Origin of the sequence: Caulobacter sp. (assembly GCF_017744445.1) — a bacterium.
Lineage (GTDB): Bacteria > Pseudomonadota > Alphaproteobacteria > Caulobacterales > Caulobacteraceae > Caulobacter.
The window spans coordinates 81,074-106,941 of sequence record NZ_JAGIBH010000002.1 but is presented as its reverse complement, the minus strand read 5'-3'; the positions used below and the strand labels follow the sequence as shown (position 1 = coordinate 106,941).

Sequence of the window (25,868 nt, the reverse complement as noted above, 5' to 3'; positions counted from 1 at the left end):
ACCCACGGTCCCTCACCGCCCCAACACCCCCCGCAGCCTCACCACATCCGCCTCCGCCAACCCCCGCCCGTAGTACGCCACGCACCCGGCGTCCGTGCTGACGAACCGCGCCACGCCGCGTGCGCGGAGGTTCGCATCGATCACCGCCAGCCGCGCCGTCAGGGTCTTCATGTCCCCCGTCTCGCGCGCCAGGTTCGCCTCGCGCCCGCTCGGGAAGGCCACGTCGTAGTTGAGCTTGGGCTCGACCTTGCCGGTGGTCTCGTCCTTCTGGTTGGTGCAGCCGATGCCGACGCTGGTCGCCGTGCCCCAGGACCAGTGCTCGCGGGCCTTGCCGTCATAGAGCCAGGCCGCGCCGAACGGGGTGGCGACGCCGACTTCCTGGCGGCCGGCGATGCCGCCCCAGGCGACGCCGGTCGCGACTAGGGCGGCGGTGACGGCGACCAGCATCCAGCGGGCGCGGCGGGTGACCGGCGGCATGCCGCGGCTGAGGCCGAAGGCGCCGGGCAGCAGGATCAGCGGGGCGATGGCGATCAGCATCATCGGCAGGAAGGTGTCGCCGCCCTCGCGCCAGGTCACCAGCACGTCGGGGATGGTGCGCAGAATGGCCGCGTCGCGCTGCTCGAACCAGGTCTGGACCAGGGCCAGCCCCGCGAAGCCGCAGCCCACCAGGCCGGCGGTGATCAGCACCCCGGCCAGCTTGTCGGCCATGCCGGTTCCGGCGTTCTCGCTCATGCGGTCGGTCCTTGTCCCTGGATCCTGACTACAGCGAGTTGCGGGGGAAGGGGAGGGTTCTGACTTTCCGCGTTTTTTTGGGCAGCTCCACCAGAACGCGAAGATAAGACCACTGCGCTTTACCGAACGCTGGAATGCCAATAGCTGGGACGGCCTCGAATTGTCCGGAGCCGCTTTGATGACCCTCGCTACCGACCGCCGATCCTTGCTGCTGGCCGCCGCCGCGCTTGCCGTGCCAGGCGCGGCCTTCGCCGCTGACGACTGGCGCTGGCTGAACGCACCGAAAAGCTGGACGTGGCGGGACGGGACCCTGGCTTGCGCGGCCGAGCCGGGCTCGGACTTCTGGCGCAAGACGGTCGGCGGGCCGGTGGTCGACAGCGGCCACTTCTTCTTCCGCCGGCAGGCGGGCGACTTCGTGCTGACCGCCGTGCTGGACGGCGACTACGCCGCCGACGCCGACCAGACCGGCCTGATGCTGCGCGTCGACGCCGCGACCTGGATGAAGCACGGGGTGGAGTGGCTGAAGGGCAAGCCGCACGTGGCCAGCGTGTTCACGCGGGACTGGTCGGACGGGACGGCGTTCGAGGTCGCGACGGGGAAGGCCGTCCGGGTGCGGGTGGCGCGGCAGGGGCAGACGGTGATCTGCTCGCATGCGTTCGGGGATGGGGAGTGGGTGGTGGATCGGTACGGGTATCTGCCGATGGGCGAGAGTGTGGAGGTTGGCGTAGTGGCGGCGGCGCCGTTGGGGAAGGGGTTTTCGGCGCGGATCTCGAAGGTGGAGATCAAGGGGGCGTAGGCGGCGGAGAGCGCCCCCTCCGTCTCGCTGCGTATCCGCAGCGATCCACCTCCCCCGTTTCACGAGGGAGGAGGAAGCTTCACCCTCCTGCCCCGCTTGCGGGGGAGGTGGCGCGGCGCCGATAGGCGACGTGACGGAGGGGGCGCTCTGCTGAGCTATTTCCGCTTCTTCCGGAACTCTTCCGCCTTCTCCGCCCGGATCTCCGCCCGAATCCGCTTCGGCGCGGACCGATCCACCTCGTCCCCCGTCGCCGACAGCACCTCATTGGCGAACTCGAGATCCATCAGCTTCATCCGCTTGATCTCATCGCGCAGCCGCGCGGCCGTCTCGAACTCGAGGTTCGCGGCGGCCTCGCGCATCTTGGCTTCCAGGTCCTTGAGCGCGGCCTTGAAGTTGTCGCCGCTGAACGGGCGGTCGTCGGTTTCGGACATGCCCATCGGCACCAGCACGCGGTCGCCGCGCTCGTAGGGGCTGTTGAGGATGTCCTTGATGTCGCGCTTGACGCTCTCGGGCGTGATGCCGTGCTCGAGGTTATAGGCGTGCTGCTTCTCGCGGCGGCGGGCGGTCTCGGCCATGGCCCGCTCCATGCTGCCGGTGATCCGGTCGGCATAGAGGATGACCTTGCCGTCGACGTTCCGCGCGGCCCGGCCGATGGTCTGGATCAGGCTGGTCTCCGAGCGCAGGAAACCTTCCTTGTCGGCGTCGAGAATGGCCACGAAGCCGCACTCGGGGATGTCCAGGCCCTCGCGCAGCAGGTTGATGCCGACCAGGACGTCGATATTGCCCATCCGCAGCTCGCGGATGATCTCGATGCGCTCCAGCGTATCGATGTCGGAGTGCATGTAGCGGACCTTGATGCCCTGCTCGTTCAGGTACTCCGACAGGTCCTCGGCCATCTTCTTGGTCAGCACGGTGACCAGGGTGCGGTAGCCCTTCTTGATGGTCTGGCGGATCTCGTCGACCACGTCGTCGACCTGGCTGGCGCCGTCCTTGGAGACCGGGCGCACCTCGACCGGCGGGTCGATCAGGCCGGTGGGGCGGATGACCTGCTCGGCGAAGACGCCGCCGGCCCGCTCCAGCTCCCAGTCGGCCGGGGTGGCGGAAACGTGCACCGACTGGGGCCGCATGGCGTCCCACTCCTCGAACTTGAGGGGGCGGTTATCCAGCGCCGAGGGCAGGCGGAAGCCGTACTCGGCCAGGGTCCATTTGCGGTTGCGGTCGCCCTTGTACATGGCGCCGATCTGCGGAACCGTCTGGTGGCTCTCGTCGGTGAACAGCAGGGCGTTGTCGGGGATGTATTCGAAGAAGGTCGGCGGCGGCTCGCCCGGCCGGCGGCCCGACAGGTAGCGGCTGTAGTTCTCGATGCCGGCGCACGAGCCGGTGGTCTCGATCATCTCGAGGTCAAAGGTCGTGCGCTGCTCCAGGCGCTGGGCCTCCAGCAGCTTGCCGTTGGCGACCAGCCACTCCAGCCGCTCCTTCAGCTCCTGGCGGATGGCGATGATCGCCTGGCGCAGGGTCGGGCGCGGGGTGACGTGGTGGCTGTTGGCGTAGACCTTGATGGTCTCCAGCTCCGACGTCTTCTTGCCGGTCAGGGTGTCGAACTCGCTGATCGCCTCGACCTCGTCGCCGAACATGGTCACGCGCCAGGCGCGGTCCTCGTAGTGGGCGGGGAAGATCTCGATGGTGTCGCCCCGGCGGCGGAACGTGCCGCGCTCGAAGGCCTGGTCGTTGCGCTTGTACTGCTGGGCCACCAGGTCGGCGATCAGCTGCTTCTCGTTGACCTTGTCGCCGACCGTCAGGGTGAAGGTCATGGCGGTGTAGGTCTCGACCGAGCCAATGCCGTAGATGCAGCTGACCGAGGCCACGACGATGACGTCGTCGCGCTCCAGGATCGCCCGGGTGGCCGAGTGGCGCATGCGGTCGATCTGCTCGTTGATCGAGCTGTCCTTCTCGATGAAGGTGTCGGTCCGGGGCACGTAGGCTTCCGGCTGGTAGTAGTCGTAGTAGCTGACGAAGTACTCGACCGCGTTGTCGGGGAAGAACCCCTTCATCTCGCTGTAGAGCTGGGCGGCCAGGGTCTTGTTCGGGGCCAGGATCAGGGCCGGGCGCTGGGTGCGCTCGATGACCTGGGCCATGGTGAAGGTCTTGCCCGAGCCGGTGACGCCCAGCAGCACCTGGTCCTGGTCGCGGTTCTTGATGCCCTCGACCAGCTCGGCGATGGCGGTCGGCTGGTCGCCGGCGGGCTGGTAGTCGGAGACCAGCTTGAACTTCTTGCCGCCTTCGGACTTCTCCGGCCGCTCGGGGCGGTGCGGGGTCCAGAGCATGGGCATGACGCCGGCGGCCACGTCGCCGACAGTGTCCATGACGAAGGGCGTGGAGACGTCCGAGACGCCGCTGTTATCGGAAGAAGGCATGGCCCCAAGTTAGGGACGCGCGCGGGTCTCGGCTAGGGGGTCTGCTGACGGGGAGTGGCAGCAGTCTGTCACCAGTTCTCGCCGCCCGACGGGACGAGCGGGGAGCGCCGCGCGCCGCCGGCCTTGACCAGGGCGGCCTGGATGTCGGCGCGGGCGGCGACCTCGGCCTGGCGGTCCAGCAGCGTGGCGTCCCAGGGGGCGACCACCTTGGGCCGGGCGCGGGCGGACAGGGCCAGGACCGCCCAGGGCGCGGCGTCGGGATCGGCCAGTCGGGCGCGGTAGCTGGCGGCGGCGGCGTCCAGGTCGTCCAGGCACAGCAGGGCGTAGGTGCGGGCGGGCAGGGCCTCGCCCTTCAGGTCCTTCAGGTCGCGGCGGGCGGCGGTCAGCCGGCCCAGCTGGACATTGACGCAGACAGACCGCGCCACGACCCAGTCGCCCAGATTGCCGTTGGGGCGATAGAGGAAGTAGTCCATCGCCTTCAGGGCTTCCTGGGCGCGGCCGCTGCCGGCGAGGTGGCCGATCAGCATGTTGTCCGCCCAGCCGTCGTAGCTTTCGCCGGGACGGGCCGCCTTTACGATGGCGCGGTCCTCGGCGATGGCCTCGTCGAAGCGGCCCAGCTGCCACAGGCTGAAGGCCCGCTCGGCGCGCAGGTTCAGCAGGGCGCCGTCCGTATCGGCGAAGGTCTGCGGCGAGACCTCGACCCGCAGCAGGGCCTTGTCGACCAGGGCCAGGGCCTCGGCGGGACGGCCCAGGCGCTCCAAGAGGTCGGCGCGCAGGGTGACCAGGGCCAGGCGGTCGGTCTCCTTGACCGCCAGCCGGTCGGCGCGGGTGAAGGCGCGCATGACGATGGCGGTGGGCTCGAACCAGGCCTCGTCCAGCCGGCGGGCGGGGGCGAAGCGGGGCGACAGGGCCGCGCCCAGCTGCTCGTCGACGCCGACCAGGCGCTTGAGGGCGGCCAGCACGGTCCGGGGCGCGGCGCCGCTGTCGACCAGCAGCCGAGCCTGGTCCTCCCAGAACGCGTCCTCGTCGTCGATCGGGTCGACGGAGCCGAAGTTCAGCGTCGCCAGGGCGTTCAGCAGCCGCAGGCGCAGGGCGTCGTCGTCGGCCAGGGCCTGCCACAGGTCGTGGATTTGCTGGTGGTCGAAGGCGCTGATCGGGCTGCCGGCTCGGACCTCGCGCTCGACCTGGGCCACGGAGTCGGCGGGGCGGGTGAGCTCCAGCGGTACGTCGGCGAAGCGCTGGGCCATGGCCGGCGTGGCGAGCGTCAGAGCCGCCGTGAGGGCAGGCAGCAGGCGGCGCATCAGTAGACCGCCGGATAGGGCTGGCGCTCGACGCGGCCGACGGCGGCGACGGCGGCGATGGCGGCGCGGACGTCGGGGCGGGCGTAGAGCGCGCGGCGGCGGGCCAGCTGGGCGCGGCGGAACGGAGCGGTAACGGCCTCTTCCGGATAGTCCTGGGCGTCGGCCAGGGCTTCCAGCCGGGTCTCGGGATCCTTGAGCAGGGCGATCAGCACGGCGGCCGCGCCGTCCTGGTCGCCGGCGCACAGATGGCCGCTCATCTCCAGGAACGGAATGGCGTCGCGGTCGGCGGCTAGGGCGGCGAAGGCGCGTTCGACCCCGGCGCGGTCGCCCAGCTGGGCGTTGGCGCAGGCCGACAGGTTGGCGGCGACCATGCGGCCAAAGGCGCTGATCTTGTCGGGCTTAACCCCGCCGACGATGGTCAGGGTCTCGGCCGGACGGTCCAGCTCCAGCAGGGCGTCGGCCAGGTTCAGCTCCTGGCTGACCCCACCGCCGATCTCGGGCCGGGTCGCCATGCGCCAGGCGACCAGCGCGTCGTCGAAGCGGCCGAGGTCCCGCAGCGCGCGGGCCTGGATGTCGAGCAGCCAGGGGCGGTCCTTGGCGTCGTCCCAGCTGTCGAGGCGACGCTCGAGCGCGGCCTGCGTCACCGTCACGACCTCGGCGGCGCGGCCCATGCCGAACAATGCCAGGGCGTAGGCGTTGACCGCGCCGACGGAGCGGGGCTTCTCGGCCATGCGGGCGCGGGTCGCCGCCAGCCGGGCGGCATGGGCCTTGGCCACGTCGAAGCGGGCGGGATCCTGGCGCAGCAGCGGGGCGAAGCGGCGGTCGGCGCGGGCCGAGGCCAGGGCGTCGGGGGAGGTCACCCGCGCCATCGTCTTGCCGGCCCGGGCCACGTCGCCGCGATCCAGCAGCCGGGCGGCGTGCTCCAGCCAGAAGTCGCTCCAGTCGCCCGTGGCGTCGCGCGGCTTCCAGTCGACGTCCAGCAGGTCGTCGGCCAGGGCCATCAGCCGCTGCTCGCCGCGCGGCAGCTCCAGCGCCTGGCGACGCAGCTCGCCGATGAAGGCGTCGTCGACCTGGGCCAGCGGCTCCGGATCGGTCTCGAGCATGGTCGTGAAGGCGTAGACCGCGTCGTGCGGATCTTTGTCATTCGCGGCGGTGTAGGACCGGTAGAGCCAGTCCCAACCGATCGCTCCGGCCAGCTTGGACGAGGTCTTGAAGGCCTTGTGGGCCTCGGGCCCACGGTCGGTCTGCCAGGCGCCCAGCCCGACCAGGTGCCAGGCCAGGTGACGCACGGTCTCTGGCAGGGTCTCGAAGTCGGGCCGCTCGGTATAGGGCTTGGCCAGGGCGTAGACGCCCGGATAGTCGTCGGCCTTCAGCTTCTCCAGCGCCGCCTTTAGCGGGGCGGTCATGGCGTCGGGCGGCGGAGTCCAGGGCGTGTGCGGGGTCAGCTTGGCGGCGACCTGGGCGCGGCTCGCGGCGGTGCTGGCGGCGGCAGGCCCGGCCGCCCCGCTGCAGATCACCGACACGGTCGCAGCCAGAGCGACCGCCCACCCGATACGCATGCCTTCCCCACAAGACTCGACGCAGGGCGACCTTGATAGCGTCACCGTCGCGGCCGCAAAGCCTTACGCTCTAGAAGCGAGCGATGAGGGTCGCCTCCAGCCGGCGCTTGAGCGGATCGTCGATCGACCAGCGATCGAACAGGTTGCGCACGCCCAGCCTTAGCTCGGTCTCCGAGGCGCCGAGCGGACGCGGCAGGCTCCAGCCCAAGGCCAGGTCCACCGTCGAGCGGGCCACGAGCGAGGTCGGAATATTGGCGGCGACGTAGCGGGCCGTGGCCGAGGCCGAGAAGTTCGCGGTTGACCAGCGCACCCCGGCCGCCCCGCGCCAGTCGGGCGCGCCGCCGTCGGGCGTGCGTTTGCCCAGCCAGTTGTCGGGCGCGTTGCGCGACAGCAGGGTCGGCTGCCAGGTCGCGGTGGCGCTCAGGCTGAGGCGGCCGCCGGCCAGGTCGAGGTCGTGCTGGGCGGTCATGTCCACGGCCTGGATCAGGCTGGAGCCGCTGTTCTCATTGAGGTCGCGCACCTCCAGGATCTTGCCGCCGGTATAGCCCCTGGCGCGGTCGGCGTCGGTCAGCGGGGCGCGGATGACGGTTCCGGGAAGGCGGTCCTCGTTGAGGATGTAGAAGTCCGAGCCGCGATGGACCTGGACCAGCAGGTCGTGGCCCTCGATGCGGGTGTAGTCGACCGACAGCCGGGTGCGCGGGACTAGCGGCGAGCTCAGCACCACGCCCGCTGAATAGGTCCGGATCTGGTCCGGCTTGAGATCCGGCGCGCCGCCACTGACGCTCCAGAACCAGCCGTCGGCCGAGATGGGGCGGTTCGGGTCGCGCTTGGGGTCGATCAGGTTGCTGCCGTCGGTCCCCCGCAGGTTCATGTACATCGCCGGATCGGGCAGCTGAGCCCCCGAGGCGAAGGCGCCGCGCAGGATCAGGCCCCGGACGGGTTCGGCCTTCAGGCCGATCAGATAGAGACCGGCGGACTTTCGCACCTTGGCGAACCCGCCATAGACGAAGCGGATCCGGCCGGTCTGATGTCGCGCCGCCGCCTGCAGCTCCAGGCCTCGCACCCCCAAGACGTCCTCCAGCGGCGCGCGAAGCTCGCCGAACAGCGAGCGAGAGCGCGTCGAGAGATGGAAGCTGGCGGCGCCCGGGATATGGGGGATGCCCTCCCAGAGTTGCTGGGCGGTCAGGGACAGCGTCAGATCCTGCCCCTTGAGCCGCGCGATCGGTCCCGAGGCGCGTAGCGATATGTCCTCCAGCCGGGTGGAGTTGTATGGCTCGGCCGACGCGGGCTTGACCTTGTAGAGCGCCAGATCCGCCATGAACTTGGCCTGGTCGCCGAAGGGATTGGGCGCGGCCCGGCCGTCCGGCGTCGTCCCGGCGGCGACGTTCTGCGGGGCTTCGTACGGGAAGGCCAGATCGTCGGCCAGCCCGCGATAGCGGGCGCTGCCCACGGCGTAGTCGACGCCGCCGCGCCAGCGCGCCGGCAGGTCGAACACCAGGCCCACGGTGACGCGGCGCGAGATCGTCCGGGTGTCGGTGGTCCCGGCGCTGTAGGGCGTGGGCGCGACCAGCTCGATAGGCCCCGATCCCGAAAACCTCGCTCCCGCGCCCTGGCCCGGCGTCAGCCGCGTGGAGAAGGCGCCATAGGGCGCGAAATACGCGTCGTGGCTGGCCAGGTAGATGTAGTCGACATAGGCCTCGGCGCCGGGCCACAGCCGCTGGCGCAGATTGGCCAGGACCGCGTCGGAGCGGCTGTCGGTCGTGAGCTGCGCGTTCCGGTGGGCCGGCGCCAGGCCCGGCGCGGACAGGCCGGCATTGCGGATCAGCACCGCCTCGATCGGCTCCCTGCCGTCGTAGTCGGCCGGGATGTAGCTTTTCAGCATCGAGACGCCGGCGACGGTGAAGGGGCCGCTGACGCCGTACAGCGTGACGCCGTTTCCCGACGGGTAGTTGTAGGTCTGGCCGACCTTGCGCTGGGATCCGTCGAGCGGCGCATAGGCCTCGACCCGGTCGCCGACGGTGACGCCGTTGTAGCGACGCTGGCCGTAGCGGATCATCATCGCCGTGCCGCCGTCCTTGGAGCTCCAGCCCAGGCGCGCGTCGAATCGGCCGTATTCGCCGTCGCCCTTCTTTCCGGCGCCGTAGGTGGCGGCGACCTCGGCGCCGTTATAGTCGCGGTCCAGCACCAGATTGACCACGCCATTGACCGCGCCCAGGCCGTAGAGCGCGCCGCTGCTGGAGCCCAGGCTCTCGATGCGGCCAATCGCGGCCAGGGGAATGGGGGCGACGTCGGCCTGGGTCATCTGGTTGCTGAGCGCTACGGCGGGCATGCGCCGCCCGTCCACCAGCACCAGGGTGGCGCCCTGGGCGCTGGGGTTGCGGAACGCGAAGTTCGAGCGCGAGGGCGGCAGGCCGCGCTGGCGCCCGGGCACCGACTGGTAGCTGTAGGTATTGGCCGTCAGCCAGGTCTGGAGGAAGTCGTCGGCCGACAGGCTCTGGGCGCCGCGCAGCGTGCTGCGCTCGAAGACCTGATAGGGCTGGATGTCGTCGGGATCGCGTGGCTGGTCGACGTTCTGGCTGCGCACCCCGACGATCAGCAGCTCGGGCAGGGCGGTCGGCGGTTCGGGCTTCTCGGCCGGCGCGTTGGGGCGCACGCGCACCACATAGACGCCGGGCTCGGCCAGTTCATAGGTCAGGCCCGAGTCGGCCAGCAGCCGCTCCAGCGCCTGGCCGGGCGTCAGCCGGGCACGCACGGCGGGAGCGCGGCGATTGCCGACCACGGCGGGCGAGGCCAGGACGTCGACGCCGGTCTGGCGACCCAGCTCGCCCAGCGCCCGGCTCAGCGGCTGGGCGGGCAGGACGATGGTCGTGGCGCGCTCGGCTGCAGCCGCCCCCTCTGTCGCAAAGGGCGCGATCAGGGCGCAAGCGTACAAGACCGCCAATAGAGTTCGTCTCAGAAAGGTCACCCCGACCCGTTTCGCCCAGACATTGACAGCGCTGCTTTAGAGCGAACGCTGTTATCTGGGCAAGCGCGTAGGCGTTGAAAGTTTTGCCAAGGTTCGAAGCGCGGCGCGGGCGGCTAGGGCGCAGTCGATGACTGCCCAGGCCTTGGGCGGGCGGCCTAGCTCAGCTTTTCCAGCGTCAGCAGATCCTCGCGCCCGGCGAAATACTTCTCCAGCGCCTGTCCGAACACCGGCTCGCCGGGATCGGCGGCCTGGAACAGCGTCAGGCTCGACCGCAGCTTCAAGTCGTCCGGCGTGCCGAAGACGGCGTGGGCGTCGCGGCCGGGCAGGGCCAGCAGGGCCTCGACGGCTTCGACCAGGCGCGGGCCCAGCACGGGGTGGGCCAGGTAGGCGCGGGCCTCGGCCAGGTCGGTTATGGCGTAGAGCCGGGCGGTCGGGCTGCGGCCCAGGCCGGCGATCTGCGGGAAGACGAACCACATCCAGTGGCTGGTCTTCTGGCCGCGCCGCAGCTCGGCCAGGGCGGTGTCATAGGTATTGGCCTGGGCGTCGACGAAGCGGCCCAACGGGTTGGGAGGGCGTGGCGCGGCGTGACCCATGGCGGTCTCCCTCAGGCCGCGAAGCGTTTCGCCGCCCAGTCGATGAACACTCGAACGCGCGGGGACAGCTGTCGGCTGCGTGGATAGAGCAGGGACACCGGCGTCGGGGTGGGTGGATGCTGGGTCAGCACCTCGACCAGCGTCCCGTCGGCCAGCTGGTCCTCGACGCGGTAGCGGGGGACCTGGATCAGGCCCAGGCCCAGCAGGCCCATGGCGACGGTGTTCTCGGCCGAGTTGACGATGACGTCGGCGGGTACGGCGATCTCGCGGGCCTTGCCGTCGATCGTCAGCTCCAGCGGGTAAGGGTGTCCGGTCCCGGCCTGCAGGAAACCGACCATGCGGTGGTCCTGCAGCGTCTCCAGCGTCGGGACGCCCCGGCGTTCCAGATAGGCTGGGGCCGCGCAGGTGACCTCGGGCAGCAGCGCCACGCGGCGGCCGACCATGGCGCTGTCGGAGAGGTCGCCGATCCGCAGCACGCAGTCGACGCCTTCGCGCACCAGATCGACCAGGCGGTCGCCCTCGGTCATCTGGATGCGGAGTTCGGGATAGGCGGCCAGGAAATCGGGCAGGCCCGGCAGCACGAAGCGCCGCGCCAAGGCGCCCTGCACGTCGACCCGCAGCAGGCCGGTCGGCGTGCGCTGGCGGAACGCGCCCTCGGCTTCCTCCAGCTCGTCCAGCAAGCGCAGGCAGCGCTGGTAATAGGCCTCGCCGTCCAGGGTGGGGCTGACCTGGCGGGTGGTGCGCTGGAGCAGCCGCACGCCCAGCCGCGCCTCCAGCTGCTGCACGGCCTCGGTGGCGGTCGAGCGGGGCAGGTCGAGGTCGGCGGCGGCCTGGGTGAAGCTGCGCCGCTCCACGATCCGCGTGAACAGACGCATCGCCTCGAACCGATCCACCGCCCGCGCTCCTATTATTCGGCAATGCGAATAGTCATGTCGTGTTTGCCTGAATTATTCAATCCGGGCGAAGGCGCATGGTCCCTCCATCGAAGGAGACCAACCATGACCCAACAAACTCAGAAGGTGGCGCTGGTGACCGGCGCCTCGGGCGGCATCGGCGCGGAGACGGCTAAGCGCCTGGCCCGCGACGGCTTCACCGTCATCGTCAACTACGCCGGCAACGCCGCGCCCGCCGAAGCCACGGTCCGCGAGATCGAGGCGGCCGGCGGCAAGGCCATCACCGCCCAGGCCGATGTCAGCGACCCGGCCGCGGTGCGCCGCCTGTTCGACCATGCCGAGGCGGCCTTCGGCGGCGTCGACGTGCTGGTCAACAATGCCGGGATCATGAAGCTGGCCAGCCTGGCCGACACCGACGACGCCCTGTTCGACCAGACGATCGCGGTGAACCTGAAGGGCGTCTTCAACACCCTGCGCGAGGCGTCCCGCCGCCTGCGCGACGGCGGCCGGATTATCAACATCTCGTCCAGCGTCGTGGGCCTGCTGCCGGTGAACTACGGCGTCTATGCCGCCACCAAGGCCGCGGTCGAGACCATGAGCGCCATCCTGACCAAGGAGCTGCGCGGGCGCGGCATCACGGTGAACGCGATCGCGCCCGGACCCACGGCGACCAAGTTGTTCCTGGACGGCAAGCCCGCCGAGGTGGTCGAGCGCCTGTCCAAGGCCGCTCCTCTGGAGCGCTTGGGGCAGCCTGAAGACATTGCCTCGACCATCGCCTTCCTGGCCGGTCCGGACGGCGCCTGGGTCAACGGCCAGACCCTGCGCGTCAACGGCGGCATCATCTGAGAAGGAGCATCGTCATGAGCAAGCAAGTCATCCTCGTCACCGGCGCCTCCTCGGGCTTCGGCGCGCTGACCGCCCGCGAGCTGGCCGGCGCCGGCCACACCGTCTACGCCTCGATGCGCGAGACCACGGGCCGCAACGCGCCGCAGGTCGCCGCCGCCGCCGACTACGCCAAGGAACACGCCGTCGACCTGCGCACGGTCGAGCTGGACGTCATCGTCCACAATGCCGGCCACATGAGCTTCGGGCCCGCCGAGGCTTTCACGCCCGAGCAGTACACGCAGCTCTTCGACGTCAATGTGCTTTCGACCCAGCGGGTCAACCGCGCCGCCCTGCCGGTCCTGCGCAAGCAGGGCAAGGGCCTGCTGGTCTGGGTGTCGTCCAGCTCGACCCGTGGCGGGACCCCGCCGTTCCTGGCCCCGTACTTCGCGGCCAAGGCGGCGATGGACAGCCTGGCCGTCTCGTATGCCAGCGAGCTGACTCGCTGGGGGATCGAGACCTCGATCATCGTGCCGGGGGCCTTCACCAAGGGCACCAACCACTTCGCCCACTCGGGCAAGCCGGCCGATGAGGCGGTGGCCGGCGCCTACATGGACGGCCCCTATGCCGGCGTCGCCGAAGCCGCGCTGAACGGCCTGGCCGCCCTGGAGCCGGCCGATGCCGACGCGGGCGAGGTGGCGAAAGCCATCGCGCGGGTCGTGGACACGCCGTTCGGGAAGCGTCCGTTCCGAGTGCACATCGACCCCTCGCAGGACGGGGCCGAGATCGTCAACGGCGTGGCGGACCGGGTGCGGGCGGAGCTGTTCTGGCGGGTGGGGCTGCAGGATTTGTTGAAGGTGGCGGTTCGCTAAAACTACCTCAAACCAACCTCGTCATCCCGGACGGCGTAGCCGATCCGGGACCCAGGGCAGTCGCAACGCAGTGGCCCCTGGGTCCCGGCTCTCCGCTTCGCTGCGGCCGGGATGACGCGCTGGTTTTGAGAGAGAACTAGTAATTCCCCAGGCTCAGAATGTTCCCGTCCGGGTCCTTGAACCACACGACCCGCATGTCCCCCGCCACGTGCACGTCGCCATCGTGGCCCATGCCCGGCAGGTCGTAGCGTTCGAACTTGACGCCCCGGCCGCGCAGCAGCTCGACCGCCGCGTCGAAGGTCTCGCCCAGCGCCCAGGTCAGCACCGTGGCCTTGTTGCCGCCGGCGAACTGGACTCGTAGACCAGCACCAGCGACTGGCCGGCCTGGAAGGCCTGGACGCTGGGCTGGTCGGAGGGCAGGGGCTTGAGGCCCAGCACCTCTTCGTAGAACGGCCGCGCGACCTTCAGGTCCTTCACCGCCACCGTGGCCTGGGCGTCCTGGTCGCCTAACATTGACGTTCCTTGGGCATCCCGAAAACCTCCGTCTTGTTCACGGCAGAAAGAGCGCGAAGGCGAACGGCGTTCCGTCGGTTGACTCCTAATCATACTGTGTGACATACAGTGTGTATCGCACACCATGTGCCACACACTATGCGACACACACCCAATGCCAACCGATACGGACATCTTTGAATCGCTCCGCCTGGAGCTGCGGCGGGGGACGCTGATCCTGGCCGTCCTGGCCCAGCTGCGGGAGGAGCGCTACGGCTACAGCCTGCGCCAGGCGCTCTCGACGGTGGGTGTCGAGATCGACGAAGGCGCGCTCTATCCCATGCTGCGCCGGCTGGAGAGCCAGGGGCTGCTGGCCAGCGAATGGCGCGAGGAAGACAGGCGCAAGAAGCGTTTCTACCAGCTGTCGGCGGAGGGCCGGGCGGTGCTGGCCCGCCTCGCCGACGAATGGCGCGCGATCAACGCCGCCCTCGAGCCGCTGCTGTGACCGCGCGGCCTTCCAATTTCCAAGGGGACAAGACCATGAGCGATCTGATCGATCGTTATCTCGCCGCCGTCGCGGCCTTGCTGCCGAAGAGCTCGCGCCAGGACATCGTCGCCGAGCTGCGCGACCTGATCCTGAACCGCGTCGAGGAGAAGGAAGAGGCCCTGGGCCGCCCGCTCGGCAAGGCGGATATGGAGGCCCTGCTGCGCGAGATCGGTCACCCGATCGCCGTGGCCGGCCGTTACGGCCCGCACCGCGCCCTGATCGGGCCCGAGATCTATCCGTTCTGGCTGCTGGCGGTGAAGGTGCTGCTGGCTATCGTCGCGGTCGCCACGGTCGTCCCGGCGGTGATCGTGATGATCACGGGCCACGACGAGGGGCACCGGATCAGCGGCATCCTGTCGGACTTCATCTCCAGCGCCTTGACCACGGTCGGCATGGCCACCGTTGTGGCGGCGGCGTTCGAGCGCGGCTGGCTCAAGGTCGGCGACCTCGCCAACTGGAAGGTCAGCGAGCTGCCGCGCGTGCCTGAAGGCATGGATTGGCTGGGCGGCTCCAGCTGGTCGGGCTGGACGGGCGGCAAGGGCTGGTTCGCCAAGAGCCGCTTCGAAGGCGTGTTCGAGCTGGCGGTGATGGTCCTGTTCATCGCGTGGCTGTCGGGCGGCCTGCCGTTCCCGATGGAGCGGCTGGTGCACGCGCCCGACGGCGCCTGGATCACCTTCAGTCCTGTGGTTCTCTCCCTGCGCTGGCCGATCCTGGGCCTGGCGGTCCTGCAAGCCCTGTCGGCGCTGATCCTGGTGGTGAAGCCGGGCTGGGTGCGGGCGCGGGCGGCGACCGAGATCCTGTGCGCCCTGGCCGGCCTGGCGCTGAGCGCGGTCCTCTGGCATGCCCAGCCGATCATCACCCTCATCGCGGACGGGCAGCCGGCGCCCGAGTTCGCCGAGCTGCAGCGCGTGTTCGACATGGGCTTTCAGATCGCCATCGTGGTCGCCGTGGCCATCAACGTGACCAAGCTGTTCGTCGACGGCTGGCGCCTGGTGAGGGGGAAGTAGTCCTCACCTCGCGTTCTCTCCCTCATGCCTTCCTAGGCCTTGTGCCTAGGACCCATGGCGGGGCCGGGTTCTGAAGTTCCGGGAGCGCGCCGCATGCGTGGTCGCGCTCTCGATCTTTCCATCGCAAGCGGAAGCATGGGTCCTAGGCACAAGGCCTAGGAAGGCGGGGGGAGGGGTGTGGCGAGAGAGTGGTTGGTTCGTCCGGAACTCGCCCAATCCCCGCGCCCAATTAAGCAAGATTGTTAAGGTTTATGTCGTCGTCGAGTATCGATGCGGCGCCGCCGAAGTTACGTGGCGAAAGTCCGAGCAGAGGCGGGACAAGGGTTTTTGATCCACAAAAAAACGCCGATCGCAGTCGTCGAGCTTTTCGCTACGATTCAAGGCGTTAACAATTTGACTGTGCGACTTCTAGGCGCACGAGCCATGTTGCAGTGCGGCAAGTGCTTGCGAGTCGTTCATGGATACGTCATAAGCCGCATCAAGCAGGATCTTGGCCACAGCGTGATACGGCCGATCCTCCGCTTCGATGGGTTCCCCGCCAGTGATTTTACGGGGGTTTCGGAGCGAATTTGTCGGGGGGCCGCAGCGCCCTCGCCGCGCAGGACGCTAGTTTTGTATATCAAGTCGCAGACGCGCGCGGACGCGCGCGGGCTGGTCGGCGCCGTATTGGTCGGATCCATCACGGGTCTGGCCCTGGGCGGCGTTTACCTTCTGGGTGGCCTGGCTCAATCGGCCTCTACCCACGCCCGCGTCGCCCGATTGGCGGAAGGCGCCTCCGGGGATTTCTCGGACGCGGCCATGCTCAGCGCGTCTACGCGTATGGACCCCGGCGCGCTCGCCGTGGCCAAGCGTCACGATCCTTATCTGTTCGCCGCTCTCGACGATCAGCGCGACCGCCAGTCGGCCATGCTGACCGCGCGCCTGGAAGGCGCGAACCTGCGTCCGGGCCAGACCGGCCGCACCGGCCCGCTGATGCTGCGCGCCAGCTTCGGCTCTGCATTCAACCCGGGCCTCGCCGGTCCGTTCCAACTGCGCAATGCCTTGGAGAGCTCGCGCGAGCTGGAATGCCTGGCCGACGCCGTCTATTACGAAGCCCGTGGCGAGACCCCTAGCGGCCAGGCGGCCGTGGCCCAGGTGGTCATGAACCGCGTGCGTCACCCGGCCTTCCCGAAGTCGATCTGCGGCGTGGTGTTCCAGGGCGCCTATAACCGCACGGGCTGCCAGTTCAGCTTCGCCTGCGACGGCTCCATGCGCCGCGCCCGCGACATCGGCGCCTGGTCGCGCGCCCGCAAGGTCGCCTCGCGCACCCTGGCGGGCGAGGTCTCCAGCGCGGTCGGCTCGGCCACGCACTTCCACACGATCAATGTCTCGCCCGGCTGGGGCCCGCGCCTGCTGCGCGTCGCCCAGGTCGGCATGCACATCTTCTATCGCTTCGGCCGCCACGGCGCGGCTTCCAGCTTTACGCCTTCGCACCTGCCGACCGTCGACGACATCGCCCCGTCCGAGATCGCCAGCCTGACGGCTGACGGCCGCCCGCCGGTGGTCTATGCCGCCAGCGCGCTGGGTCGCCTTGAGCCCGCATCGACGGCCCCCGGCATGGGCGGCCCGGTCGGCGCGCAGGTGACCGAGCCGGCCTCGGCCCCGATCGCTACGGCGCCCAAGACCCAGGCCACCCCGGTCAAGGCTCTGGTGCCGACGTCCGACCGTCCGCTGGACGGCCTCAAGACGACAGTAGGGGCTGCGAGCGGAGCCGCTTCCTAACGGCATTGGGCATGTGGCTGCTGGCGAAGCGCATCTGTTTCGCCCGCTTGCCCACGAAGTAGTGCAGCGCCTTGCCGTGCGCGGCCTCCCAGACCACCTGGGCGGCGTCCTCGACCGGATAGACCTCCAGGCCGCCGGCGCGCAGGGCGTCGGCCATCTGCTCGTTCGTACCTGACGCGCCCGCGTTCAGGATCGGCGTCTCGACGAACCACGGCATGACGCAGGCGACGCTGACCCCGTGGTGGGCGTACTCGACATCGAGGGCTTCGGAGAGACCGCGCACCGCGAACTTGGTGGCCGAATAGACCGCCAGCTTGGGCGAGCCGTACAGGCCCGCGCACGAGGCGATGTTGATCAGCCGGCCGCCGGCGCTCTTCAGCAGCGGCAGGCCCGCGCGGGCGCCGTTGATCACGCCCTTGATGTTGACGTCGATCTGGATGTCGCAGTCGGCGTCCGACAGGTCCTCCAGCACCCCGAACCGGGCGACGCCGGCGTTGTTCAGGATGATGTCGGCCTTGCCGCCGGTTTCCTTGCCGAACTCGCCCAGGGCGTTGGCCCAGCCCTCGCGGTCGCGGACGTCCAGCGGGTGGACCGAAGCGTTGTCGGGGCCGATGGCCTCGCGCGCCGCCGACAGGCCGACCTTGTCGATGTCCGACAGCCCGATGAACCAGCCGGCCCGCGCGAAGCGCTTGGCGCAGGCCAGGCCGATGCCGCTGGCGGCCCCGGTGATGAAGATGGATTTCCGGCCGTTGGCGGCCATGGCGGTCCCCTCCCTTATCATTGTTATCAATGATCAGAGACCTGGAGGGGGCGGGGGTCAATAAGAAACCCTCTCCCATAGGGAGAGGGCGGGGCCCGCCGCGAAGCGGTGGGAGGGTGAGGGGTTACAGCGCTTGTCCAGGAGGGCGCAGCGGGTCGGCGAGGGGGCAAGCCGGCTGGCGTTGAAACCCCTCACCCTCCCGAGCTTCGCCCGGGTCCCTCCCTCTCCCTCTGGGAGAGGGTGATTTAGTCCGTCTGGTCGTCGACCTCGGCGTCCGGGCCGTTCTTCTTGATCGACTCGATGGCGTTCTTGGCCGAGGCCTTGGACGAATAGCCCTCGGTCCAGAAGATGCTCTCGCCGTTGTAGGTGAAGTAGGCGACGAACTCGCCCGCCTTGTTCTTCTTGATCAGAAACTTATGGGCCATCGGTCTTCTCCCTTACGAAGGAACGTGAAGTCGGCCCCACCCGACAAAGCGAACCGTCGCCTTCCAGACAGGACCCTGTCAATCTCGACTGTGTGATGTCCGCTGTGAGTCCCCGATGAGCCAGGAACGCCTCGACCAGCTGTCCAAGGATCTGCTGAACCAGCCCTATGCGCAGCTTCCGGACGTGCAGAAGCGGGTCATCGACCTGATCCTGCACGAGGAACCGTCCGACGAGCCGGACGAGGAGGGTGGCAGCACCTTCTGGACGCGGCTGGCCGACCGGGTGGCGGCGATCGGCGGCTCGTGGGGCTTCATCGGCGGGTTTGGCGCGGCGCTGTTCCTGTGGATGGGGCTGAACCTGGTCCTGGCCCCGTTCAAGCACGCCTTCGACCCCTATCCCTTCATCTTCCTGAACCTGTTGCTCTCGACCCTGGCGGCCATCCAGGCGCCGGTGATCATGATGAGCCAGAACCGCCAGGCGGCGAAGGATCGCCAGACCGCCGAGCACGACTACGCCGTCAACCTACGCGCCGAGCTGGAGATCATGCGGGTCATCGACAAGCTGGACGCCCTGCGCAGCGAGGAGCTGATGGTCCTGTGCCGCGAGCACGCCGAGCGGCTGTCGGTGCTGCAGGACGAGGTGGCGCGGCTGCGGGCGGAGCGGGGCTAAGGTCTGTCATCCCGGCCGCAGCGAAGCGGAGAGCCGGGACCGCCGGAAACGCTGAGCTTCTGGCGGTCCCGGATCGGCGCGCTGCGCGCTTGTCCGGGATGACAGTTTTAGCGGCTACCGCCAGGTCCAGTAACACACCCGCTCGCGGTGGCCGTGACGCCACTCGCGGTGGCAGGTCTTGACCTTGTGGCCGCGGTGGTGGCGGCCGCGATCGTAACGCACGCGATCATAGCGGCCCCGGTCATAGCGGTCGTGACGGTCGTACCGATCATAACGGTCACGACGGTCGTGGGCGTCGGCGGCAGCGGGAACGCTGACCACCAGGGCCGAGGCCGCGATGACCGCGACGCTCAGCAGTTTCATGACGGACATTTGTCCTCCAAGGATCGATGGTCCCTCGATCGGTAACCACGATCCTTGCCGGTCGTTGCAAAACTATGTCCGAAATGTACGGCCCAGCTGTAGTTTTAGCGGCGGGTCACCCAGTGGCAGACCTTGGTCTTGTGACCGTGATGGCGCTCCCACTTACAGACCTTCACCTTGTGCGGCTTGCCGTGGTGATAGGGGGCGGCGCTGGCGGGGACGGCGAGGGTCAGGGCGGCGGCGACCAGGGCCGAGGCGCCCAGCATCTTCGCAACGGTCATTGAGAACTCCGGATTGCAAGGTTGATGTCCCCCGACCCGGATACCGTCCGCGCGCCGTGTTGCCGGCCGATGTCGCCGTGTTTCAGCTTGCTTTCGAAGCGCGTCGCAAGGCCTGGGGCGGCTGGCCATAGGCGCGGATGAAGGCCCGGCGCATGCGCTCGCTATCGCCAAAGCCGGTCTCCAGCGCCACGTCCTCGACCTGCAGCGGGCCGCTGTCGAGCAGGGCGCGGGCGGCCTCGACGCGCAGGCGCTCGACGGCTTTGGCGGGGGTGACGCCGGTTTCCTGGGAAAACAGGCGGGCGAAGTTGCGGGGACTCATGGCGGCGCGGTCGGCCAGCTGCTCGACGCTGAGGCTCTCGGCCAGGTTCTGGCGGGCCCAGGACAGCAGGGCGTCGAAGCGGCCGGGGCGCAGGTCGATCAGGGCCGAATGCTGCGACTGGCCGCCCGGACGGTGGTGATAGACCACCAGCTGCTGGGCCGTGCGGCGGGCGACGGCCTCGCCCTCGTCGGCGCCGATCAAGGCGAGCGCCAGGTCGATGCCGGCGGTGATGCCGGCCGAGCTCCAGACCGCGCCGTCCTGGATGAAGATGCGGTCGGGCTCCAGGCGGATGTTGGGATAGCGGCGCTGAAAGTCCTTGGTCCGGCTCCAGTGGGTGGTGGCGCGCTTGCCGTCCAAGAGGCCCGCCTCGGCCAGGACGTAGGTCCCAGAGCAGACGCTGGCCACGCGCCGTGACAGCCGCCCGGCCTCGCGCACGAAGGCCAGGGTCTGGGCGCAGGTGGCCGGGACCTTCACGCCGTCACCGCCGGAGATCACCAGGGTGTCCAGGCGCGGGGCGTCGGCCAGGGCGGTGGTCTGGATGACGACACCCGAGGTGCTGGGCGTCAGCCCGCCGTTCAGCGACAGGAAGTGCAGGCTGTAGGCGCCAGGCGACAGGCGGCCGGCGATCTCGAAGGCGGCGATGGGGCCGGTGGCGTCCAGCAGCTGGAAGCCGGGATAGACCAGGAAGCCTATTGCACGCACCGTGGCTGTTTCCGTGGGAACTATGTCATTTCAGACAGAAGCTAACTGAACCATGTTCGCTCGGTCAATGTGACGGAGACCATCGCATGAGCCAGCCGCTACAAATCGTGATCGCCCTGTTTCCCGGCGTGACGCACCTGGACTTTACCGGCCCGCACCAGATCCTGTGCCGCCTGCCGGGCGCCAAGGTGACGGTGGCCAGCCTGCACGGCGGTGAGATCAAGGCCGATGGCCTGGTGTTCGCGCGGCTGCCCAAGCTGTCGGACATCGAGGCGTGCGACGTGCTGCTGGTGCCGGGCGGCTTCGGGACCACCGAAGCGATGGCCGATCATGACTTCATCGCCGAGATCCGGCGGCTGGCGGACGGGGCGCGGTACGTGACGTCCGTCTGCACCGGCTCACTGGTGCTGGGCGCGGCGGGGCTGCTGAAGGGCAAGCGGGCCGCGTGCCACTGGGCGTGGCGGGATCAGCTGGCGCTGTTCGGCGCGATCCCGGATCCGTCGCGGGTGGCGCGGGATGGGCGCTACATCACCGGCGGTGGCGTGACGGCGGGGATCGACTTCGCGCTGACGGTCGTGGCCGAGCTGGCGGGGGACGACATGGCGCAGAGCATCCAGCTGGCGGTCGAGTATGCCCCAGATCCGCCGTTCAACGCAGGAAGGCCGGAGACGGCGCCGGAGGCGGTGCTGCGGCGGGTGTCTGGGATTTACGGGAAGGGGATGGAGGCGCGGGAGGCGGCGGCGAAGAAGGCGGCTGAGGTTATGTAGTCTAGGTGCGAAAAACTCTCGTCATCCCGGGCGGCGTAGCCGACCCGGGACCCAGGGGCCAAGCGCAGTGCGGCTGCCCCTGGGTCCCGGCTCTCCGCTTCGCTGCGGCCGGGATGACGAGCTTGTTTTAGAGGTCAGCCGATTTGAACGCCGGTCATCGAAATCGCGGCGAACACATCGTCGTTGAAGAAGCTCACGGCTTCCCCGACCTCCTGCGCCCCCAGCACATAAAGCAGCGGCAGGTAGTGCTCGGCGCTGTTGATCGAGATCTCCGCATCCGGACCCAGGCTGCGCCAGTCGATCAGCGGATCATGATCGCCTGCCACGATCAGCGCCTTCGCACGTTCGTTGAACCGATCCGCCCAGGCCGGCGCCTCGGGCCGCCGGAAGTCGGCCGCCCGCAGGTTATGGACGATGTCGCCGCTGCCCATGATCAGGACGCCTTCGTCCCGCAGCGGCGCCAGGCGACGGCCGGCATCGTAGTGCCAGCGGTCCGAGCGGCCACGATCCAGGCTCAGCTGCACCACCGGCACATCCGCATCCGGATACATCGGCTTCAAGACGCCCCACGCGCCGTGATCGAGCCCGCGCGTCGGGTGCTGCACAACCGGATCGGGCGACAGCAGCGCCGCCACCCGCTCCGCCAAGGCCGGATCGCCCGGCGCGCGGTACTGCACGTCGAACAGCGCCTGCGGGAAGCCGCCGAAGTCGTGGATGGTCTCCGGCGCCGTCGAGGCGCTGACCGCCGAGGCGCCGCGCGTCTCCCAGTGGGCGCTGATCATCAGCACCGCCTTGGGGCGCGGCAGCTCGACGCCCAGCCGCGCCCAGTCGCGGTTCCAGGCATTGTCCTCGATGGCATTCATCGGCGAGCCGTGGCCGACGAACAGAACGGGCATGCGAGACATGAGATGACCTATCGGAAACAGTAGAAGTTACAGATAGTGGCCGCGACGCCATACCACAAGACGACCTGTCCGGCGCCGGCTTTCACCGACGGGCGGCCTTTGCTATGGCCACCCCCGTGACCGCCCCGCTTTCCCAGATTCCCCAAAAAGAAGGGGCGGATGAGCCGCAAGCCGCGGTCGTCCTGGAGCGCCCCGACAGGGAAGCCGTGCGCGGCGGATCGCTGGACTTCCTGCGCTTCCTCGCCTCGCTGCTGATCGTCGTCTACCACTATGGCGCCGAGAGCCCGATGCGCATCGAGCGCTTCGGCCAGGTGTTCTCGCGCGGCTTTTTGGCCACCGACTTCTTCCTGATGCTGAGCGGCTATGTGCTGGGCCGGGCCTATGGCGGGTCGGTGCTGAGCGGCCGGGTCAGCCCGCCGCGTTTCTGGGTGCGCCGCGCCGCGCGGGTGTGGCCCGGGCACCTGGTGGTGCTGGGCTTCCTGGCCGTGCTGGTGCTGCTGCTCAACACCGTCGGCACCGACGCCCACAAGCCCAGCCGTTTTGCCTGGGACCAGCTGCCGGTCCAGGCCCTGCTGATCCACGCCTGGGGCTTCCCCAGCGACGGCTGGAACCTGCCCAGCTGGTCGCTGTCGGCGCTGATCGTCTGCTACGCCCTGTTCCCGTTCTTCTGGAAGACCGTCAGCAAGGTGCGCCACGCCTGGATCCTGCCGCTGGGCGCGGCCGTGATCCTGGGGGTGTTCGAAGTCATCGCCCGCAAGGTCTTCCACCATCCGCTGCCCGACCTGCCGTTCCAGTTCGGCGTGGTGCGGGCCCTGCCGCTGTTCATCCTGGGCGTCTGTCTGGCGCGCGCGGTCGACATGCGCTGGCCGTCCGAGCAGATGGCGAAAGCTCTGCTTTGGGGCGGCGTGGCGCTGCTGGTCATCACCCAGCCGCTGGACCGTTACGCCCTGCCGGACCCCTGGCTATTCGACGCCCCGTCGCTGCTGGCCATCGCCATGATCGTGCTGGGCGCCGGCCGCCTGCCCGTTAAGAAGCCCCGCAAGTGGATCGAAGAAGGCGCCAAGCTGTCCTTCGCCCTGTTCATCACCCACATCTTCGTCGGCGTGATCTATTGGAGCGCCGTGCACGAGCTGATCGACACCGTGCCGATCGGCATCGGCTGGCAGTGGCTGATGTGGCTGGCCGGCTTCCCGATCGCCTATGGGGCGGCGTGGCTGTTCCACACCTATATCGACCAGCCGATCCAGGACCGGCTGCAGCCGCTTTTGAGGAAGTAGAATGACCCGGCACATCCCCCTCCAAGGCGTCGAGAACTTCCGCGATTTCGGCGACTACGCCGCGGGGGAGGGGCGCCTGAAGAAGGGTGTGCTGTTCCGCGCCGCGCACCAGGCCGAAGCCACCGACGCCGACTTGGAGGCGCTGGCGGCTCTCGGCATCGTCACCCTGGTCGACCTGCGTCGCCCCAACGAGCGCGAACGCTCGCACTCGCGCCGCTGGACGGGTTTCGCCGCCCAGGTGATCGACAACGAGATGGGCGCGACCGGCCCCGATCCCTGGCTGGAGTTCATCGGCAGCGCCGAGCTGACCGAGGCCTCGGTCCACACGTACATGGACGAGTACTATCGCCGCCTGCCGTTCAAGGAACGCCACATCGACCTCTTCCGCCGGTTCTTCCTGGCCCTGGCGGAGGCCAAGGGTCCGGCCCTGATCCACTGCGCGGCGGGCAAGGACCGCACCGGCGTGCTGGCGGCCCTGACCCATCACATCGCCGGGGTGGGCGACGACGACGTCATCGACGACTACCTGCTGACGAATGATCCGGGCCGCTTCGACCGTCGCGGGCACGTGTTCATGGATCACATCCAGGAGGCCACCGGGCGGCGTCCGTCGGAAGCGGCGATGCGCGCGGCCATGGGAGTCGAGGCGCGGTATCTGGCGGCGGCGTTCGAGGTGATCAAGGACCAGCACGGCGGGCTGGATGGGTATCTGGAGCGGGCGGTGGGGCTGGATGCGGCGACGCGCGAGAAGGTGCGGGCGCATATTCTCCTCTAAACCACCACCCGTTTCCCCGGCGAAAGCCGGGGCCCAGATCGAACCCACCAGTGCTCGACGAGCTCGGCGGGCGCATCTCGGATCATCCCAAACCGCTCAGGCTGTATCTGGGCCCCGGCTTTCGCCGGGGAAACGGAGAGGGTGAATCCGTAAGGTGACAAACGCTCGTTTAAGGTCCAGCCTCATCCTCACGGCCGCGTCAGACGGCCGGCAGCATTGGGTGCGGTATGAGCGAGTTGGCGGGTTCGGCTCCGGGCATGAACGACGTCGCGGGCGATGACGTCCTGGTCCCGGCCCCCAAACAGAAGCTCTCGCGCAGCGCGCTCAGTTGGATCCTGCACCAGGGCACGCGCGACCCGTACGTCATCCTGATCACCATCTACGTCTTCGCGCCGTACTTCTCGCGGGTGCTGGTCGGCGATCCGGTGAAGGGCCAGGCGGTGGTCGCCGATATCTCCACCGTCTATGGCGTGCTGACCGCCATCATCGCCCCGATCCTGGGCGCCTCGATCGAGCGGTTCGGGCCGCGCAAGCCGTTCATGGGCCTGATCCTGGCGATCATGGTCCCGGTCCTCTACGCCCTGTGGCTGGCCAAGCCCGGCGGCCTGCCGGTCGACGTGGTGGGCCTGGCGCTGATCGTGCTGGGCGTGGCCTATAACAGCGGCGACGTGCTCAACAATTCGCTGCTGTCGCGCTCGGCGGAGAAGGGCCAGGAGCCGGTGCTGTCGGGCCTGGGCTACGCCGCCGCCAACGGGCTTTCGGTGTCCCTGCTGATCTTCGTGATGTGGGCCTTCGTGCTGCCGGGCGTCGTGCCGTGGTCGTTCGTGCCGGCCTCGCCGCTGCTGGGTCTCAGCCAGGCCGAGCACGAGCCCAGCCGCATCGTCGGCCCGCTGGCCGCCACGGTCATGCTGCTGGGCGCGATCCCGTTCTTCCTGTGGACCAAGGACGCGCCGCGCACCGGCGTCTCGCTGGTCGGCGCGGTCAAGGAAGGCGTCAAGCTGATCGTCGACACCTTCGGCAACCTCAAGGGCCATGCCGATGTCGCCAAGTTCCTGGGCGCGCGCATGCTCTATTGCGACGGCATGACCGCGCTCTTGATCTTCGGCGGCCTGTTCGCGGCCGGGCTGATGAAGTGGGGCGAGCTGGAGATGCTGGCCTATGGCGTCTCGCTGTCGATCTTCGGCGTGCTGGGCGGGCTGGTCGCGCCGTGGTTCGACAAGGCCCTGGGGCCGCGCCGGGCCATCCAGCTGGAGGTCGGCATGTGCATCCTGGTGCTGCTGGGCACGCTGGGCATGGGCCGCGAGAAGATCCTCTATTTCTGGAGCTGGGACGCGGCGACCCATCCGCCGATCTGGGACTTCCCGCTGTTCAACACCCTGCCGCAGATCATCTATCTGGGCATGGGCCTGCTGATCGCCGTCTTCGTCACGGCCCAGTACGCCTCGAGCCGCACCCTGCTGGTGCGCCTGGCCCCCGCCGACCGGATGGCGGCGTTCTTTGGCCTGTTCTCGCTGTCGGGCACGGCGACCATGTGGCTGGGCTCGCTGCTGGTGGCCCTGGCGACCAAGATCTTCGCCAGCCAGGTCGCGGGGTTTATCCCGATCGCGGGGTTGCTGGCGCTGGGGCTGGTGGGGCTGTTCACGGTGAAGGGCGGGGGAAAAGAGCTTTAGGCTAAAACAAATCATGTCTTCCTAGGCCTTGTGCCTAGGACCCATCGTTCAGCCAGCTCGGCATTGGCGAGGGGAGCGACCACGTTTGCAGTGCGCACTTTGCAGGGCCTCGACCTGGCTCGACCATGGGTCCTAGGCACAAGGCCTAGGAAGGCAGGTTTGTTTTGGGTCTGGTTCCTAGTCGTCGCCGATTTTGATAC

General features: G+C 69.0%; 26 protein-coding genes and 1 pseudogene. 11 read left to right on the top strand and 16 right to left on the bottom strand.

What is annotated here, in order from left to right; translation table 11 throughout:
• Positions 1 to 12: 12 nt before the first annotated feature.
• Positions 13 to 732: a hypothetical protein gene (locus J7528_RS03860; protein WP_291871523.1), complete on the bottom strand. Its 720-nt coding sequence runs from the start codon at positions 730 to 732 to the stop codon at positions 13 to 15.
• A 178-nt stretch (positions 733 to 910) separates the two neighbouring features.
• Between J7528_RS03860 and J7528_RS03855 the strand changes: the two genes are divergently transcribed.
• A complete protein-coding gene (locus J7528_RS03855; RefSeq protein WP_291871521.1) occupies positions 911 to 1,528 on the top strand; it encodes a DUF1349 domain-containing protein in 618 nt (205 codons plus the stop codon).
• A 155-nt stretch (positions 1,529 to 1,683) separates the two neighbouring features.
• Here the strand turns inward: J7528_RS03855 and uvrB are convergent, their stop codons facing one another.
• The 6 genes from uvrB to J7528_RS03825 all read right to left on the bottom strand — a co-directional run bounded on the left by uvrB (position 1,684) and on the right by J7528_RS03825 (position 11,235).
• Complete coding sequence (gene uvrB / locus J7528_RS03850; protein WP_291871519.1) at positions 1,684 to 3,942, bottom strand: excinuclease ABC subunit UvrB; 2,259 nt, start codon at positions 3,940 to 3,942, stop codon at positions 1,684 to 1,686.
• 68 nt (positions 3,943 to 4,010) lie between these two features.
• On the bottom strand, positions 4,011 to 5,243 hold the full coding sequence (locus J7528_RS03845; RefSeq protein WP_291871518.1) for a hypothetical protein: 1,233 nt from the start codon (positions 5,241 to 5,243) through the stop codon (positions 4,011 to 4,013).
• A complete protein-coding gene (locus J7528_RS03840; RefSeq protein ID WP_291871517.1) occupies positions 5,243 to 6,802 on the bottom strand; it encodes a hypothetical protein in 1,560 nt (519 codons plus the stop codon). Before J7528_RS03840 ends, J7528_RS03845 begins: the two co-directional genes overlap by 1 nt.
• Positions 6,803 to 6,872: 70 nt before the next feature.
• Positions 6,873 to 9,743: a TonB-dependent receptor gene (locus tag J7528_RS03835; RefSeq protein WP_291871516.1), complete on the bottom strand. Its 2,871-nt coding sequence runs from the start codon at positions 9,741 to 9,743 to the stop codon at positions 6,873 to 6,875.
• A gap of 179 nt (positions 9,744 to 9,922) precedes the next feature.
• Positions 9,923 to 10,360, bottom strand: a complete 438-nt coding sequence (locus J7528_RS03830) for a DUF1810 domain-containing protein (RefSeq protein WP_291871515.1) — start codon at positions 10,358 to 10,360, stop codon at positions 9,923 to 9,925.
• A gap of 11 nt (positions 10,361 to 10,371) precedes the next feature.
• Positions 10,372 to 11,235 (bottom strand): LysR family transcriptional regulator, encoded by an 864-nt coding sequence (locus J7528_RS03825; RefSeq protein WP_291871514.1) that lies wholly within the window; start codon positions 11,233 to 11,235, stop codon positions 10,372 to 10,374.
• Positions 11,236 to 11,358: 123 nt separating this feature from the next.
• On the opposite strand from J7528_RS03825, the gene J7528_RS03820 reads away from it, so the two are divergent.
• Positions 11,359 to 12,099, top strand: coding sequence for an SDR family oxidoreductase (locus J7528_RS03820; RefSeq protein WP_291871513.1), 741 nt, complete (start codon positions 11,359 to 11,361; stop codon positions 12,097 to 12,099).
• Positions 12,100 to 12,113: 14 nt separating this feature from the next.
• Positions 12,114 to 12,947 carry an SDR family oxidoreductase gene (locus J7528_RS03815; protein ID WP_291871512.1) on the top strand — a complete coding sequence of 278 codons (834 nt, stop codon included), beginning with the start codon at positions 12,114 to 12,116 and terminating at the stop codon, positions 12,945 to 12,947.
• A gap of 54 nt (positions 12,948 to 13,001) precedes the next feature.
• On the opposite strand, the pseudogene J7528_RS03810 reads toward J7528_RS03815, so the two are convergent.
• From J7528_RS03810 to J7528_RS03800, 3 genes and pseudogenes are all read right to left on the bottom strand, one after another.
• Positions 13,002 to 13,091 (bottom strand): annotated as a pseudogene (locus J7528_RS03810) (hypothetical protein); the annotation flags it as partial.
• Entirely contained in the window at positions 13,084 to 13,272 is a 189-nt protein-coding gene (locus J7528_RS03805; RefSeq protein ID WP_291871510.1) for a hypothetical protein, read from the bottom strand. The gene J7528_RS03805 and the pseudogene J7528_RS03810, both read right to left, overlap by 8 nt.
• Entirely contained in the window at positions 13,266 to 13,460 is a 195-nt protein-coding gene (locus tag J7528_RS03800; RefSeq protein ID WP_291871508.1) for a hypothetical protein, read from the bottom strand. The genes J7528_RS03805 and J7528_RS03800 overlap by 7 nt, the downstream gene beginning before the upstream one ends.
• A 154-nt stretch (positions 13,461 to 13,614) precedes the next feature.
• On the opposite strand from J7528_RS03800, the gene J7528_RS03795 reads away from it, so the two are divergent.
• The 3 genes from J7528_RS03795 (at position 13,615) to J7528_RS03785 (ending at position 16,754) form a co-directional block, all read left to right on the top strand.
• Positions 13,615 to 13,944 (top strand): PadR family transcriptional regulator, encoded by a 330-nt coding sequence (locus J7528_RS03795; RefSeq protein WP_291871506.1) that lies wholly within the window; start codon positions 13,615 to 13,617, stop codon positions 13,942 to 13,944.
• 35 nt (positions 13,945 to 13,979) lie between these two features.
• Positions 13,980 to 14,993 carry a hypothetical protein gene (locus tag J7528_RS03790; protein WP_291871504.1) on the top strand — a complete coding sequence of 338 codons (1,014 nt, stop codon included), beginning with the start codon at positions 13,980 to 13,982 and terminating at the stop codon, positions 14,991 to 14,993.
• Positions 14,994 to 15,605: 612 nt separating this feature from the next.
• Entirely contained in the window at positions 15,606 to 16,754 is a 1,149-nt protein-coding gene (locus tag J7528_RS03785) for a cell wall hydrolase (protein WP_291871502.1), read from the top strand.
• On the opposite strand, the gene J7528_RS03780 is transcribed toward J7528_RS03785, so the two are convergent.
• Together J7528_RS03780 and J7528_RS03775 are read right to left on the bottom strand one after the other, a co-directional pair.
• Entirely contained in the window at positions 16,714 to 17,544 is an 831-nt protein-coding gene (locus J7528_RS03780) for an SDR family oxidoreductase (protein WP_291871500.1), read from the bottom strand. The two genes, J7528_RS03785 and J7528_RS03780, sit on opposite strands and share 41 nt — an antisense overlap.
• A 215-nt stretch (positions 17,545 to 17,759) precedes the next feature.
• On the bottom strand, positions 17,760 to 17,939 hold the full coding sequence (locus J7528_RS03775; protein ID WP_291871498.1) for a DUF1508 domain-containing protein: 180 nt from the start codon (positions 17,937 to 17,939) through the stop codon (positions 17,760 to 17,762).
• 115 nt (positions 17,940 to 18,054) lie between these two features.
• Here J7528_RS03775 and J7528_RS03770 point away from each other — a divergent pair, with 115 nt between their 5' ends.
• Positions 18,055 to 18,609, top strand: a complete 555-nt coding sequence (locus J7528_RS03770) for a DUF1003 domain-containing protein (RefSeq protein ID WP_291871496.1) — start codon at positions 18,055 to 18,057, stop codon at positions 18,607 to 18,609.
• 114 nt (positions 18,610 to 18,723) lie between these two features.
• Here J7528_RS03770 and J7528_RS03765 read toward each other — a convergent pair whose 3' ends face one another.
• From J7528_RS03765 to J7528_RS03755, 3 genes are all read right to left on the bottom strand, one after another.
• Positions 18,724 to 18,981, bottom strand: a complete 258-nt coding sequence (locus tag J7528_RS03765; protein ID WP_291871495.1) for a hypothetical protein — start codon at positions 18,979 to 18,981, stop codon at positions 18,724 to 18,726.
• Between the two features lie 95 nt (positions 18,982 to 19,076).
• Positions 19,077 to 19,253 carry a hypothetical protein gene (locus J7528_RS03760; RefSeq protein ID WP_291871492.1) on the bottom strand — a complete coding sequence of 59 codons (177 nt, stop codon included), beginning with the start codon at positions 19,251 to 19,253 and terminating at the stop codon, positions 19,077 to 19,079.
• Positions 19,254 to 19,335: 82 nt separating this feature from the next.
• Positions 19,336 to 20,274, bottom strand: a complete 939-nt coding sequence (locus J7528_RS03755; protein ID WP_291871490.1) for a GlxA family transcriptional regulator — start codon at positions 20,272 to 20,274, stop codon at positions 19,336 to 19,338.
• An 86-nt stretch (positions 20,275 to 20,360) separates the two neighbouring features.
• Between J7528_RS03755 and J7528_RS03750 the strand changes: the two genes are divergently transcribed.
• Positions 20,361 to 21,041, top strand: coding sequence for a DJ-1/PfpI family protein (locus J7528_RS03750; RefSeq protein ID WP_291871489.1), 681 nt, complete (start codon positions 20,361 to 20,363; stop codon positions 21,039 to 21,041).
• 134 nt (positions 21,042 to 21,175) lie between these two features.
• Here the strand turns inward: J7528_RS03750 and ygiD are convergent, their stop codons facing one another.
• Positions 21,176 to 21,946 (bottom strand): 4,5-DOPA dioxygenase extradiol, encoded by a 771-nt coding sequence (gene ygiD / locus J7528_RS03745; protein ID WP_291871487.1) that lies wholly within the window; start codon positions 21,944 to 21,946, stop codon positions 21,176 to 21,178.
• A gap of 104 nt (positions 21,947 to 22,050) precedes the next feature.
• Here ygiD and J7528_RS03740 point away from each other — a divergent pair, with 104 nt between their 5' ends.
• From J7528_RS03740 to J7528_RS03730, 3 genes are all read left to right on the top strand, one after another.
• The gene (locus J7528_RS03740) at positions 22,051 to 23,223 is read left to right on the top strand and encodes an acyltransferase (protein WP_291871485.1); all 1,173 of its coding nucleotides are present in this window, start codon (positions 22,051 to 22,053) and stop codon (positions 23,221 to 23,223) included.
• 1 nt (position 23,224) lies between these two features.
• Positions 23,225 to 23,998 carry a tyrosine-protein phosphatase gene (locus J7528_RS03735; RefSeq protein ID WP_291871483.1) on the top strand — a complete coding sequence of 258 codons (774 nt, stop codon included), beginning with the start codon at positions 23,225 to 23,227 and terminating at the stop codon, positions 23,996 to 23,998.
• A 215-nt stretch (positions 23,999 to 24,213) separates the two neighbouring features.
• Complete coding sequence (locus J7528_RS03730; protein ID WP_291871858.1) at positions 24,214 to 25,668, top strand: MFS transporter; 1,455 nt, start codon at positions 24,214 to 24,216, stop codon at positions 25,666 to 25,668.
• The last annotated feature ends 200 nt before the right edge of the window (positions 25,669 to 25,868 follow it).

What these genes read in the sequence shown, in the direction of transcription:
- J7528_RS03860 (WP_291871523.1), bottom strand. Translation starts at nt 732, where the DNA reads ATGAGCGAGAACGCCGGAACCGGCATGGCCGACAAGCTGGCCGGGGTG.
- J7528_RS03855 (WP_291871521.1), top strand. Translation starts at nt 911, where the DNA reads ATGACCCTCGCTACCGACCGCCGATCCTTGCTGCTGGCCGCCGCCGCG.
- uvrB (WP_291871519.1), bottom strand. Translation starts at nt 3,942, where the DNA reads ATGCCTTCTTCCGATAACAGCGGCGTCTCGGACGTCTCCACGCCCTTC.
- J7528_RS03845 (WP_291871518.1), bottom strand. Translation starts at nt 5,243, where the DNA reads ATGCGCCGCCTGCTGCCTGCCCTCACGGCGGCTCTGACGCTCGCCACG.
- J7528_RS03840 (WP_291871517.1), bottom strand. Translation starts at nt 6,802, where the DNA reads ATGCGTATCGGGTGGGCGGTCGCTCTGGCTGCGACCGTGTCGGTGATC.
- J7528_RS03830 (WP_291871515.1), bottom strand. Translation starts at nt 10,360, where the DNA reads ATGGGTCACGCCGCGCCACGCCCTCCCAACCCGTTGGGCCGCTTCGTC.
- J7528_RS03825 (WP_291871514.1), bottom strand. Translation starts at nt 11,235, where the DNA reads ATGCGTCTGTTCACGCGGATCGTGGAGCGGCGCAGCTTCACCCAGGCC.
- J7528_RS03820 (WP_291871513.1), top strand. Translation starts at nt 11,359, where the DNA reads ATGACCCAACAAACTCAGAAGGTGGCGCTGGTGACCGGCGCCTCGGGC.
- J7528_RS03815 (WP_291871512.1), top strand. Translation starts at nt 12,114, where the DNA reads ATGAGCAAGCAAGTCATCCTCGTCACCGGCGCCTCCTCGGGCTTCGGC.
- J7528_RS03800 (WP_291871508.1), bottom strand. Translation starts at nt 13,460, where the DNA reads ATGTTAGGCGACCAGGACGCCCAGGCCACGGTGGCGGTGAAGGACCTG.
- J7528_RS03795 (WP_291871506.1), top strand. Translation starts at nt 13,615, where the DNA reads ATGCCAACCGATACGGACATCTTTGAATCGCTCCGCCTGGAGCTGCGG.
- J7528_RS03790 (WP_291871504.1), top strand. Translation starts at nt 13,980, where the DNA reads ATGAGCGATCTGATCGATCGTTATCTCGCCGCCGTCGCGGCCTTGCTG.
- J7528_RS03775 (WP_291871498.1), bottom strand. Translation starts at nt 17,939, where the DNA reads ATGGCCCATAAGTTTCTGATCAAGAAGAACAAGGCGGGCGAGTTCGTC.
- J7528_RS03770 (WP_291871496.1), top strand. Translation starts at nt 18,055, where the DNA reads ATGAGCCAGGAACGCCTCGACCAGCTGTCCAAGGATCTGCTGAACCAG.
- J7528_RS03765 (WP_291871495.1), bottom strand. Translation starts at nt 18,981, where the DNA reads ATGTCCGTCATGAAACTGCTGAGCGTCGCGGTCATCGCGGCCTCGGCC.
- J7528_RS03760 (WP_291871492.1), bottom strand. Translation starts at nt 19,253, where the DNA reads ATGACCGTTGCGAAGATGCTGGGCGCCTCGGCCCTGGTCGCCGCCGCC.
- J7528_RS03750 (WP_291871489.1), top strand. Translation starts at nt 20,361, where the DNA reads ATGAGCCAGCCGCTACAAATCGTGATCGCCCTGTTTCCCGGCGTGACG.
- ygiD (WP_291871487.1), bottom strand. Translation starts at nt 21,946, where the DNA reads ATGTCTCGCATGCCCGTTCTGTTCGTCGGCCACGGCTCGCCGATGAAT.
- J7528_RS03740 (WP_291871485.1), top strand. Translation starts at nt 22,051, where the DNA reads ATGGCCACCCCCGTGACCGCCCCGCTTTCCCAGATTCCCCAAAAAGAA.
- J7528_RS03735 (WP_291871483.1), top strand. Translation starts at nt 23,225, where the DNA reads ATGACCCGGCACATCCCCCTCCAAGGCGTCGAGAACTTCCGCGATTTC.